The sequence below is a fragment of the Blautia sp. AM47-4 genome (genome assembly GCF_003479865.1).
Classification (GTDB): domain Bacteria; phylum Bacillota; class Clostridia; order Lachnospirales; family Lachnospiraceae; genus Fusicatenibacter; species Fusicatenibacter saccharivorans.
Map to the genome: position 1 here is coordinate 23,280 of NZ_QUHY01000001.1, position 13,020 is coordinate 36,299.

Genomic DNA, 13,020 nt, shown 5'->3' on the forward strand with positions numbered 1-13,020 from the left:
TTATATTCAGAAAAAAGATCAGTTCGTAAAATCAAACACGGAAAAATTTCGAGTGTACCGGAACAGAAAAAGGAGGAAACTTCATGCGTATTTCAAAACAGACGAAAAAAACAACACTGGCGCAGCAGGGGCGTTATCTTTTGATCTGCCTGCTGAGTATGCTGCTGCTTTTTCTGGCTGGGAGCGTGCTTATTCTGAACCGGACGCAGCGGCAGGTATATGAGCAGCTGGAAGAGATTTCAAAGCTGTATACGGATGAGCTGGATAACCGTTTTTTTCGAATCAGCCGAAACCTGTTCTCGACTGTAATGGACAGCTCCAACCCGGATTCTGCTTTCTGGAAATATATGGATCTGATGGAGAAGGATCAGTATGAGGAATATGTCATTACGCAGCTGCGAAGGAATTATGTATCTGCAGCGTGGGATTTTGGAACGGATTACAATGTTTTTCTCTATACGCAGAAGGATGACAGCTTATATCAGCTGAGCATTTCCTCCGACGGGCTTTACACCGTTGATCCCTATTTGCAGGAAGCGCTGAAGCGCAGGATCAAAAGCCTGTCGCAGCAGGCGTATGCAGTCAAGAAAAAATGGACCGTGATGTGCCAGGGAGACGATATTTATATGCTCAAGGTAGCGCAGAGTCAGGGCGTCGGACTCGGCTGCTACGTCAATCTGAAGACAATTCTGGAACCGTTCTCTGAACTGTCTCTTGGGAAGAGCGGCTATGTCAGCCTCGTTGACCAGAACGGAAAAAGCATCGGAATACTGACGGAAAAAGGAATTGTAACGGACGATTCGAAAATTGATACTGACAATTACACCTTCCGGCAGGAGCTTTCACAGGCGCCGTTTGAAATCCGGATTAAGATTTCCTGGACGGGAGTCTTAAATCTGATGACGGGAAGTGTGTTTGCCCTTCTCGGCGTTGCTTTTCTGATGGTCATTGCGGGTTCCATGCTTTTGTTCCATCTGGAAAGCAAAATTCTAAGGCCGGTCGGTATGTTTACGGAAAATCTTCAGAAATATGACAATGGGGACCTCACCTATCAGATGTCGGAAGGAAACCTGGTAGAGCTGGAGCAGATTGACGATAAATTCCGAAACATGATTCACCAGATCCGCCGGTTGAAGATCACGCTGTATGAGCAGGAGCTGCAAAAACAGAAAATCGAGATGGACTACCTGAAAATCCAGATCCGCCCGCATTTTTATATGAACTGTCTGAACTTTATCTACAGCATGATCGACTTCGGTCAGTACGACCATGCAAAGTCGATGAGCCGTATTACGTCCGATTATCTTGCGTATATTTTCCGGAATACAAGCGAGATGGTGCCGGTAACGGCGGAGACGAACCACTGTGAAAATTACCTCAAAATTCTGCTGCTGCGCTATCCGGAAAAATTCACCTATTATTTTGAGGTTCATGAAGAGGTGGAAAACGCAGTAATCTTCCCGTTCCTGATTCAGGTGTTTGTAGAGAATGCGGCAAAACATGCCCTGACGCTGGAGAAGGTTCCGCTGATTTCCGTGACGGTTTACCCGGAGGACCGCGGAGACGAAAAGTATGTCAACATTTATATTTCGGACACTGGAAACGGCTTTCCGGAGGAGACGCTGCAAAGGCTGAAAGCAGGGGAAGATATTTCCGAGCATGGAAAGCATATCGGAATCGAAAACTGTCTGAAACGATTCCACTATTATTATGGCGATTCCGGCGAGATTCATTTCGATAACAGTCCGCTCGGCGGAGCGATTGTAGATATCCATATTCCATACAGGACAGGGGGAGAAGAACATGAAACTATTGCTCGTGGATGATGAAGAGTACGTGATTGAAAGTATCAAAAGAAACCTCGATCTTACAGAGACCGGGGTGAGCGAGGTGTACACTGCGTTTTCCGTACAGCAGGCGAAAAACATCATGGGAATGGTGGACATTGATATCGTGATCAGCGATATCGTGATGCCGGGCGGAACGGGATTCGACTTTGTGGAGTGGGTCAGAAAAGAGGAGCTGAAGGTCCAGGTCATATTCCTGACAAGCTATGCGGAGTTTGACTATGCCAGAAGAGCGATTCAGCTGAACAGTGTCGATTATCTGCTAAAGCCCATCGATTTTGACAAGCTGAAGGAGGCCGTACAGCGTGCGGCGGAATCCGTTGCGAAAGAAAAGAAAATACAGGATCTCAGGCAGGAAAGCATCAAGTGGAACCAGAACAGAAAAATTCTGCAGCAGGATATCTGGAAAAATGTGCTGAAAGACGGCTTCTCCGAGGAAAAATTCTGCGAAACGGCAGCACAGCGTCAGCTGCCATACGGACCGGGACACTATTTCCGGCTGATTTGTCTGATGCCGGAAATAAAGAGCAATAAGCGGGAGATGTGGGATACCGCGACCATGGAGTTTGTGATCGAAAATGTGCTGTCGGAACTGTATGAGGAAACGGATATTGCGGTAGATACTGTTTTTTACCAGGAACCGGGCAGCTACTGGATTGTTACACAGTCAAAGGAAAAAGCATTCCCGCAGGACAGTGAGCGGGACTGTGAAATTCTGCGGCAGTTTGTTGCGTGGATGAATGAAAAAATCTATCTGGAGCTGTGGTGCGGTGCCGGACAGTGGGAATCTGTACTGGGGATGCAAAAGCAGAGCCGGAATCTTCAGAAAATGCGGGAGGGAAGCCTTTCCGTGCGGAACGAGGTGCTGTTTCTGAATGAATTTCAGGCTCCGCAGACCAGCTACGAAAATAAGGAGCTGGATGTGTGGAAAGCTCTGCTTTCGGAGGAAAAACCGGAGGAGCTGCTGGAGCGGCTGCAGAAATACCTTGACCGGACGGAACGGGAAGGAATGATTACCAGAGAATTTCTGGTAGCGCTCCGTACCGATCTGACCCAGGTGGTATATGCATGGCTTTCGGAACGGGAGATCAAGGCGTATGCACTGTTTGCAGATGCGGATATGGAAAACCTGCATCGGAATTCCCTTTATGGCAGAGAAGAGATGATGGAATATGCCGGGGTACTGGTTCGGAAAGCAGTTCAGTACAGACAGTACATCAACAAATCAGATTCGGTCACGAGTCAGGTATGCGCTTATATCGATGCACATTACCGGGAGGAGATTCACCGGGAGGAGCTTGGGGAGCTTGTCTTTTTGAATACGGATTATCTGTCCCGGATTTTTAAAAAAGAAAAGGGTATTTCGATCAGTAATTATATCATCCAAAAGCGGGTGGAGGAGGCAAAAAAGCTTCTGACACAGAGCACGCTGCCGATCAATACGGTGTCGCTGTATGTGGGGTACAGCAATTTCTCGTACTTTACGAAGATGTTTAAGGACAATACGGGATACGCACCGCTGGAATACCGAAGAAGCTTTAGTGAAAAATAGCGGAAAGCCACCCTTCACATGTCCGGGAAATAACAGAGGATTTTATCACTTTCTTACGCACCGGAACAGCAGCAAACAGGTCGGAATAGTGAAAGAAAAAGGTCGGATCAGGGGATATTTTTTTCAGGTCAGATGTGGTAAAATTTCAGTATAAGATTCAGAAAAAACGGAAAAGCGATATTTTTCTGACATTTTAGGGGTTTCTGAAGAAGCAGATACAGCAAAAACGAGGTATGGAGGAGAAAAAATGACCGAGCAGAAATTAAAAGAGCTTCTGGCCGACATGACGCTGGAAGAAAAAGTGAACCAGATGAGCCAGGTGGTGGGCGCCTTTTTCAATAAAGATATGGACATCACGGCGATGGGACCGATGGCAGATAAAGGCTTTACGCCGGAAAATGTAGCGCTTTCCGGTTCCATCCTGGGTTCCATGGGCGCAGAAACATTAAAGAAAATCCAGAAGGATTTCGTGGAGCAGCACCCGCATCATATCCCGATGCTGTTCATGCTGGATGTCATCAACGGCTTCAAGACCATTTTCCCGATTCCGCTGGGACAGGGCGCAACGTTTGAACCGGAGCTCTCCGAAAAGTGTGCGGCAGTTGCTGCAAAAGAGGCAGCCGTTTCCGGCCTTCACGTAACCTTCGCACCGATGACCGACCTGGTTCGCGATGCGAGATGGGGCCGTGTCATGGAGTCTACCGGTGAGGATCCGTATCTGAACGGCCTGTTCTGTGCCGGAATGGTGCGCGGATTCCAGGGAGACGATCTGAAGGAGCCGTACAAAATTGCTTCCTGTGTGAAGCATTTCGCAGGCTATGGCGCACCGACAGCAGGAAGAGACTACAATACGGTAGAGCTTTCCGAGCATACCTTCCGTGACTTCTATCTGCCGTCCTACAAAGCCGGCATCGATGCAGGCGCAGCGATGGTAATGACTTCCTTCAACACGGTAAACGGTGTTCCGGCAACCGGAAACAAGAAACTGATGCGCGGCATCCTGCGTGACGAAATGGGATTTGACGGCGTTCTGATTTCCGACTGGGCAGCGATCGAAGAGATTATTTACCACGGCTATTGCGCAGACCGCGAGGAGGCAGCTGTCCGCTCAGCCGAGGCAGGCGTTGACATTGATATGATGACCGGTATTTACTGCGAAAACCTGTGCCGTCTTGTAAGAGAGGGTAAGATTTCCGAGGATCTGATCGATGAGTCCTGCATGCGTATTCTGGAACTGAAAAACAAACTGGGACTGTTTGAAAATCCGTATAAAGACGCAGACGAGACGAAAGAAAAAGAGGTAATTCTCTGCAAAGAGCACCGCGATCTGGCAAGAGAAGCCGCAAGAAAATCGTTTGTACTGCTGAAAAACGAAGAGAAAATCCTGCCGCTTGGCAAGGAGAAGAAGATTGCCTGGGTCGGACCGTATGTCCACAGCAGAAACCTGATGGGCTCCTGGTCCTTCATCGGAGATGCAAAGGATGTGACAAATCTGGAAGAGGCCGTAAAAGCGCAGGCAGATACGACAAACATGAGCTTCCATGCAGGCTCTCCGATGCTTGGCTCCGACATCCGCCTGGAGGGCTTCGGCGAGGCGATGGAGCAGTCCACCACGCCGGAAGAGGAAGAAGCAATGCTTCTTGAGGCTGTAAACGCAGCAAAAGAGGCCGATGTTGTCGTTCTTGCGATCGGTGAGGATCGTCTGCAGTCCGGCGAGGCAACCAGCAACGCGAACATCCGTATCCCGGAAATCCAGCAGAGACTGCTTGAGCGCGTTTCAAAAGTCAATGAAAACGTTGTCGTTGTCCTCTTCAATGGCCGTCCGCTCGACCTGCGCGATGTCGTATCGAAAGCAAAAGCTGTTCTTGAAGTGTGGATGCCGGGTACCGAGGGTGCCAATGCAATCGCAGACGTTGTTTTTGGTGCATACGCTCCAAGCGGCAAGCTGACCATGAGTTTCCCGTACTCTGTAGGCCAGGTGCCGGTTCACTACAACGAGTATTCCACCGGAAGACCGCACGTGCCGGGCAAGGACAAAGACCGTTTCCGTTCCAAATACCTCGACATCCCGAACGCACCACTGTTCCCGTTCGGATATGGCCTTGGCTACACCAGCTTTGCAATTTCAGATGTGAAACTGGACAAGGCAGAGCTTGGCATGGAAGATGAGATTAAAGCCTCCGTAACCGTGAAAAACACCGGCGATACAAAGGGAACCGAGACCGTACAGCTTTACATCCACGACGTAGCCGCATCCGTGGTACGCCCGGTGAAAGAGCTGAAAGATTTCTGCAAGGTAACCCTTCAGCCGGGAGAAGAAACCGAAGTCATCTTCAAAATCACAGAAGAAGAGCTTCGCTTCCTGACAGAAAATGAGCGTGTAGAAAGTGAAAACGGTGCTTTCGAAGTCTTCATCGGAAGCGACAGCACGACAGAGAATAAGGCAGAATTTGTGCTGAAAAAATAAGAAGCAATACTGGGATGTAGCGTAAGCGGAATCAAGATGGGGGTCTGAATCGCTACGGAAAGATAAAAGAAAAGCCAGCCACAAAAAGCGAAAAGAATTTTGCTTTTGCGGCTGGCTTTTTTCTGCCGGTACCGTATTGACCCTTCTGTTAAAACAAAGTAAAATAGAAATTGGTATTGGGACGAAAGAGAGGAAAAGAAATGGGGTACTTAGGAAACAAGTTACAGGGGAAATACCACAAAGACACATTCCAGACCGCCGTCAACATGGCGTGGCCGGCGATCGTGGAGTCGTTTTTTATTGCATTTGCGGGTCTTGTGGATTCGCTGATGGTAAGCTCGCTTGGCTCTTACGCAGTTGCCGCGGTCGGCCTGACGACACAGCCGAAGCTGCTTGGCCTGGCGTTTTTCTTTGCACTGAATGTGTCGATTTCCGCCCTTGTTGCGCGGCGGCGAGGGGAACAAAGACAGAGTGCGGCGAATGAGACTCTGGTAACTGCGCTTGTATTTATTATCCTTGCGGCAGCTGCATTCAGTGTTGGATTTGTGGCGTTTGCAAGTCCGATCATCCATCTGTGCGGCTCAACGGCGGAGACGCATAACGGCGCAGTAACATATTTCCGTATCATCATGGGCGGTATGATTTTTAACTGTATCCAGATGGGGATCAACTCGGCACAGCGCGGTGCGGGCAATACAAAAATCACGATGCGCACAAATGTAACATCAAATACGATTAATATTATTCTGAATTATCTTCTGATCAACGGCCATTTCGGGTTCCCGGCACTCGGCATTCAGGGTGCGGCACTGGCAACCGTCACAGGAACGGTTGTCGGATGTGTGATGAGCATCCTTTCCATCACAAAGCAAGACGGATTCCTGAACCTTGGCTATATTCTGAAGAACAAAATTAAACCGACGATTGCAGCGTTCATCAGCCTGGTCAGGGTCGGGTACAGTGTGTTTTTCGAACAGGTTTTCATGCGGATCGGCTTTATGATGACGGCGATCATGGCGGCCAAGCAGGGAACCGATGCGATGGCGGCACACCAGGTCGGCATGAATATTATGTCGCTTTCGTTTGCGTTCGGTGACGGCCTTCAGTCCGCAGCGGTTGCACTGATCGGCCGGAGCCTTGGCGCAAAAAAGCCGGATCTTGCGAAAGAGTACGGCAGAACGTGCCGTCTGATCGGCGCGGGCATCGCAGTATGCCTCGTTGCGATTTATCTCTTCGGCGGAAGATGGCTGTACAGTCTGTTTTTCGAAGAACAGCATATCATTGAAATCGGTGTCAGCATCATCCATGTCATTATTTTCGTCGTCATTTTCCAGATCTGTCAGGTTATTTACATGGGATGCCTGCGCGGTGCGGGAGATACGCTTTATACGGCAGTTGCATCCATGATCAGCGTTACATTTATTCGTACGATCGTTTCGTATCTCGGCGGTTACACGCTGGGGCTTGGCATCGTCGGAATCTGGTTCGGCGTGCTGGCGGATCAGATGTCACGGTTTATCTTTGCGACGATCCGATTCAAACAGGGAAAATGGGTGAAAATTAAGATTTAATCGAATCAAGCAGCGAAGCGGATTGCGAATATCCGCTTGACGTAACGATTCAGAGCCATGCGAAATGGTACTCTGAATCATTACCAATATAAAACTAAAACAGGAGGAAGCAAAACGATGTACAAATTTGACAGAGAAGCCTATGACAGGCGGATGGAGTGGTACCGCGACGCCCGTTTCGGCATGTTTATCCACTGGGGGCTTTACGCCATCCCGGCGCGCGGAGAATGGGTGCGGAGTACCGAGCAGATTCCAAAAGAAGATTACATGAAATATTTTGAGGAGTTCAATCCTGTTGATTTCGAGCCGCGGAAATGGGCCAAGGCGGCGAAAGAGGCCGGTATGAAATACGTGGTTCTGACTGCCAAGCATCACGATGGATTCTGCCTGTTTGACAGCCAGTATACCGATTTCAAATCCACCAACACGAAATGCGGCCGCGACCTCGTTGCAGAGTACGTTGATGCCGTCCGCGCAGAAGGACTGAAGGTCGGTTTGTATTTCTCCCTGCTCGACTGGTTCCACGACGATTTCCCACATTACGGCGACCGGAACCACCCGATGCGGAACAACCCGGCATACAAAAACGATGACCGCGATTTCGACCGCTACCTGACCTACATGCACAATCAGGTACGCGAGATCTGCACAAACTACGGAAAGCTCGATGTGCTGTGGTTTGACTTTTCCTACGATACGCTGCGCGGCGAAGCATGGAAAGCGACGGAGCTGATCAATATGGTGCGGAAGCTCCAGCCGGATGTCATCATCGACAACCGTCTCGAGGTGAGCGGAGAGGGCTACGGTTCTCTGGCGGCCGGAAATCCGACCCCATACCACGGCGACTTTGTGAGCCGGAGCAGATGATTCCGCCGAATGGCATCCAGGATGTAAATGGAAACGATATCGCCTGGGAATCCTGCGTTACGATGAACAATCACTGGGGCTATTGTGCCAACGACCACTTCTTCAAACCGGCACCGATGCTGATCAAAAAGCTGGTCGAGTGCGTATCGAAGGGTGGAAACCTGCTTTTGAATGTCGGCCCGGACGCCAGGGGAAATATCCCGGAGGAGTCGATCGAACGGCTGGCTGAGATTGGAAAGTGGATGAAGAAAAACGGAGAGAGCATTTACGGCTGCGGAAAAGCCGGTATTGAGAAACCGGACTTTGGCCGTGTGACGCGCCACGGAAACCATCTGTATTTTCATGTCTATGAAAATACCGTTGGGCCGCTGCCGCTGCCCGGCGTGAAAAAAGAAGAAATCCAGGCGATCCGCTACGTCGCAACCGGCGCGGAAATCCCGGTTTCCACAAGCTGGGTACACAGCGATTATCCGACCATGGCATTCGCCGATCTCGGCGAAGACCCGGTATTGCCGGATGGAGTCGATACAGTCATCGATGTGATTCTGAAAAAGTAGAGGGTAAAATCGGATTTGATTCTGGAGCGTGTCTGAAAAAGCATTTCCGCAATCTGCAGGCTTCACTTTGCGGTATCTTTTTTTCAGACACGCTCTAAAAGTCTTACAAGTTCTTACAAAATTCTGTATTTTTCGTTCCGCTGATTGACAGTTCTGGCAGAAGAATGCATACTGAAAAAAACACAAGATCACAGCCCGTGCTTCGAAATTTAACTGAATCAAGCAAGTAGCGAAGCGGATTGCGAAGATCCGCCTGACTCCTTTTCCTGCGCAGGGAAGGATAAGAGCTTTCGGAGTGAGAAAAGGGCAGTCTGTTTTTAGAAACGAAGCAAGAGAATCACAGTTTCGTTTTACAAGAAAAAAAGAGGGGGAATAAAACATGATTCGTCTGAACCACGTCAGCAAAATTTACGGCGATGGAAGCAAAAAAGCCGTCGATGATCTTTCCTGGGATATCGAAGATGGAAAGATCACCGGATTTATCGGCCCAAACGGAGCCGGGAAAACGACAACATTAAAAATGATCACCGGCATCCTGGCGCCGTCCGAAGGAACGATTGAAATCAATGGAAAAGATATTCAGAAGGATCCGCTCGAAGCCAAGCGCCAGTTCGGCTTTGTGCCCGATGACCCGGATGCGTTTCTTCGCGTCAGGGGAATTGAATACCTGAATTTCATGGCAGATATCTACGGTGTCGGAACGGAAGAACGTCAGCGTTTTATCGAAGAAACCGCAAAACGCTTTGAGATGGAAGAGAACCTTTCGAGCCGTATCATGAGCTACTCGCATGGCATGCGTCAGAAAATCATGGTGATGGGCGCACTGATCCACAAGCCGCCGGTCTGGATTCTCGATGAGCCGCTGACCGGCCTTGACCCGCGCTCCGCGCACGAGCTCAAACAGATGATGCGTGAACACGCCGATGCCGGAAACGCCGTGCTGTTTTCCACCCATGTGCTGGAAGTAGCGGAAAAACTCTGCGACCGCATCGCCATCATCCATCACGGCCGCCAGGTATACCTGGGTACCCTGGAAGAATTAAAAGCGGCCTATCCGGATCAGACACTTGAAAATATCTTTCTGGAGATCACCGAACATGCGTAACTTATGGATTCTCACCCGTTTCCTTCTGAAAAGCGGACCAGGAAAAAGCAATCAGAAGAGCGGAAAAAAGAAAGCATTTTCGGACGGAGGACGTATCGTTGTATACCTTCTGCTTGGTGTCTGCCTCCTTCCTGTGTCGGTCTTACTGTTTCTTCTGGGATATTCCGGCTATACCTTCCTGCAGCCGCTCGGGCTGGAAACCCTGCTGATCGAGTTCGTCTGTGCCATTGGCATGATGGTCATTTTCTTCTATGGCCTGCCGCTGTTTCTGAGCGAGTATTACATGGACTCTGACCTCGTAAAGCTTTTGCCGCTGCCGTTTACCCCGGCGCAGATTGTCGGTGCGAAAGGCTTCTGCTGTCTGCTGAACGAATACTATCTTATTGTACTGCTGTTCTTTCCGTTTCTGTTAGGGTACGGGATCAGCGCCAAAATGGGCATTTTTTACTGGATCAATATGATCCTCGCCTGCCTTATTTTCCCGGTTGTGCCGCTCGTTTACGCCGCAGTTTTGACGATGCTCGTGATGCGTCTTTTCAAAAATATCCGAAACAAGGATTTCTTAAGCTACCTCGGATTCGCCGCATCCCTGATTTTTGCGATCGGCATCAACGTATTTTCGCGCAGTATCGGAAATTTTGAAATGCAGGATATCATGAACCTGATGGAAAGCCAGAAGGGCACTCTGCGCGCCTTCCGGACCATTTTTCCGAACCTGCCCTGATGACCGGAAGCCTTGCAGATGCATCCTTTCTCAAAATGATACTCTACATCGCTACAACAGCCGTCATCCTTGCTGTCTTTTTCGCTCTCGCCTGGAAAATCTACCTCCCGGCTGTCCTCGGCATGAGCGAGACCACCAGCGAAAAACGCATTTTATCCAAAGAAGAAGTGACCCGAACCGTCAAAAGCAAAAATCCGGTCCGCACCTATGCGATGATTGAATGGAAAAAACTGTACCGCACACCGGCCTGGTTCATGAATTGTGTTCTGATGCCTCTCATCTGGCCGGTCTTCATGCTTGGTATTGCCTCATTTCAATCATTTCCAGCCTTGGCATGGCTAAAACCACCGGCCTTTGGACCCGGCTTGTCGCCGATGGCACCATATTCCGCCTCCTGAAAGGGGAACTGCCTGTCGCAGTTGCCGTCCTTACCGCCGCCGGAATCGCCGTCATGATGTCCATGTTCTGCGTGATCTCCGCCACAGCGATGTCCCGAAAGGGCAGCGAATACATCTATATGAAATGCATTCCGATGAGCTATCACGACCAGATCCGTGCCATGCTGGTAAGCGGCATCCTGATCAGTCTCCTTGGCACCTTGCCGTACGCTCTGGTCTTCAACATGATTGCTGTCGTCTTCGGTCTGCACCCGGCGACCCTTCTTTACACCACGGTGATCACGGTTTTATTTACCCTGTTCGTCAACTATGAACAGCTCCTTTTTGACCTTGCATTTCCGAAATTAAACTGGGAAAACGAAACCGCCGCCATAAAATCCAACAACCGCTCCCTGATCTCCGTCCTCATCGACCTCACCGTCGGCGCAATCCTGATCGGAGCCGGCTACCTGCTGTACGGAAAACTTCACCTCAACATCCACATCACCACGAGCGTGATGATTCTGCTTACCGCAGTCCTGACCTTCGCCATGCGAACCGCCCTTTTTAAATGGGGCGTTCAAGTGATGGAACATCTGGAAAGCGCTTAACAGTTTCGAGACATAATAACAATATTAAAATGTGATAGAAAAGAGATTTCAGCCAATGTGCGGATCTCTTTTTTTGCGCTCCTTTCCAATTTCGCTGTGTATTTTCTTTTATCGATTATGCTTCATTGTACTACTAAAAGACCTGTGTGGGCAATCCATTGCCGCCATTCCCCGAAAATTTTAAAAGACGGACAAAAAACAGAGGATTTCTCTCTGCATTTTGTCCGTCTCTCTACAATGTATTTATTGGATTCTCCGTTTACAAAAATGATTTCGGAAATGATGAACTAATTCATCGCCTCACCCTTCAGCAGTCTGCTGATGTGCTTGTACAGAAGCATGGTTACCAGTGATACCACAACACCTTTGATGATATTAAACGGTACAACGGCAAACAGAACAAAGGTCGGAAGGCTTGTAATTGCTTTGTTGACTGCAGATCCCATTCCCACAAGGGCATCCATCGGCATTCCAAAGGCTGCTGCATAAGCCGGAAGCAGTACAAAAGCGTTCAGAAGACCGCCGGCTGCTGCCAGAAATACAGTTCCGACTGCCATACCGATCATGGCATTTTTCTTGGTTTTCTGTGTTTTGTAGATCCATGCGGCCGGCATAACATACGCGCAGCCGATCAGGAAGTTTGCTACTTCGCCAACACCTGCGGTGGTACTTCCTTTCATAACAAGGTTCAGCAGAATCTTAATCAGCTCAATCGCAGCTCCGGCAAGAGGTCCCATCGCAAAGGCTCCGATCAGCACCGGAACTTCGCTTAAATCAATCTTGTAGAAACTCGGGGCAAACGGAAGCGGGATGTCAAAAAACATCAATACGACTGCGGCGGCGCCGAGCATTGCCACCTGTACCATGTAACGGGTTTTTCCGATTTGCGACATCTTTGATGTCTGTTTTGCTGTTGTCTGTGCATTCATAACTGCATTTCTCCTTCTTTCTGGAGATCTTGACCGGTTCTGCCGGAAGTAACGAGTCCAAATACGCTCCACGAATTTGAACTCGTTTTCGCGGCAGTCGCCAAGGTCTCGTGCAAGCACGGACTTTGGCTCGTTGCCCGCGAAAAAAAGTGCCCTGAATTCCTTTTCTTGAATTCAGGGCACACAAATATTTCCATGCAAATAAACTTTATTTCATCTTCTTTCATCCAGACTTTAACTGTTGGTCCCGGAGTTGCACCGAGTCAGCCGCTGTTTGATATCGCAGCGGGTCGCGGACTATACCGCCAGTAGGGAATCACACCCTGCCCTGAAGATCTCCGTATTTTGTTTTTACAGGAATATTTTATTCATATTCACACAATTTGTCAATACTTTTTTTAGACAATACATTA

At 49.2% G+C, this 13,020-nt stretch carries 9 protein-coding genes, 1 pseudogene and 1 riboswitch; of the genes and pseudogenes, 9 read left to right on the plus strand and 1 reads right to left on the minus strand.

What is annotated here, in order from left to right; genetic code table 11:
* Positions 1–83: 83 nt before the first annotated feature.
* The 9 genes and pseudogenes from DW965_RS00125 to DW965_RS00165 all read left to right on the plus strand — a co-directional run bounded on the left by DW965_RS00125 (position 84) and on the right by DW965_RS00165 (position 11,678).
* Positions 84–1,826 carry a sensor histidine kinase gene (locus DW965_RS00125; protein WP_119197864.1) on the plus strand — a complete coding sequence of 581 codons (1,743 nt, stop codon included), beginning with the start codon at positions 84–86 and terminating at the stop codon, positions 1,824–1,826.
* On the plus strand, positions 1,804–3,399 hold the full coding sequence (locus tag DW965_RS00130; protein WP_119197865.1) for a response regulator transcription factor: 1,596 nt from the start codon (positions 1,804–1,806) through the stop codon (positions 3,397–3,399). The genes DW965_RS00125 and DW965_RS00130 overlap by 23 nt, the downstream gene beginning before the upstream one ends.
* Before the next feature lie 247 nt (positions 3,400–3,646).
* On the plus strand, positions 3,647–5,866 hold the full coding sequence (gene bglX / locus DW965_RS00135) for a beta-glucosidase BglX (RefSeq protein WP_119197866.1): 2,220 nt from the start codon (positions 3,647–3,649) through the stop codon (positions 5,864–5,866).
* Between the two features lie 200 nt (positions 5,867–6,066).
* Complete coding sequence (locus tag DW965_RS00140) at positions 6,067–7,437, plus strand: MATE family efflux transporter (RefSeq protein ID WP_117510371.1); 1,371 nt, start codon at positions 6,067–6,069, stop codon at positions 7,435–7,437.
* Positions 7,438–7,554: 117 nt separating this feature from the next.
* Positions 7,555–8,861, plus strand: a pseudogene (locus DW965_RS21870) (alpha-L-fucosidase).
* Between the two features lie 379 nt (positions 8,862–9,240).
* Complete coding sequence (locus tag DW965_RS00150) at positions 9,241–9,966, plus strand: ABC transporter ATP-binding protein (protein ID WP_055221955.1); 726 nt, start codon at positions 9,241–9,243, stop codon at positions 9,964–9,966.
* Positions 9,959–10,690 carry a putative ABC transporter permease subunit gene (locus DW965_RS00155; protein ID WP_117812976.1) on the plus strand — a complete coding sequence of 244 codons (732 nt, stop codon included), beginning with the start codon at positions 9,959–9,961 and terminating at the stop codon, positions 10,688–10,690. The genes DW965_RS00150 and DW965_RS00155 overlap by 8 nt, the downstream gene beginning before the upstream one ends.
* Entirely contained in the window at positions 10,690–11,088 is a 399-nt protein-coding gene (locus DW965_RS00160) for a hypothetical protein (protein WP_119197867.1), read from the plus strand. Before DW965_RS00155 ends, DW965_RS00160 begins: the two co-directional genes overlap by 1 nt.
* 53 nt (positions 11,089–11,141) lie before the next feature.
* Positions 11,142–11,678, plus strand: a complete 537-nt coding sequence (locus DW965_RS00165) for a hypothetical protein (protein ID WP_119197868.1) — start codon at positions 11,142–11,144, stop codon at positions 11,676–11,678.
* A 287-nt stretch (positions 11,679–11,965) separates the two neighbouring features.
* Here DW965_RS00165 and DW965_RS00175 read toward each other — a convergent pair whose 3' ends face one another.
* A complete protein-coding gene (locus DW965_RS00175; protein ID WP_022461231.1) occupies positions 11,966–12,607 on the minus strand; it encodes an ECF transporter S component in 642 nt (213 codons plus the stop codon).
* A gap of 211 nt (positions 12,608–12,818) precedes the next feature.
* Positions 12,819–12,947: riboswitch (FMN riboswitch) on the minus strand.
* Positions 12,948–13,020 lie beyond the last annotated feature (73 nt).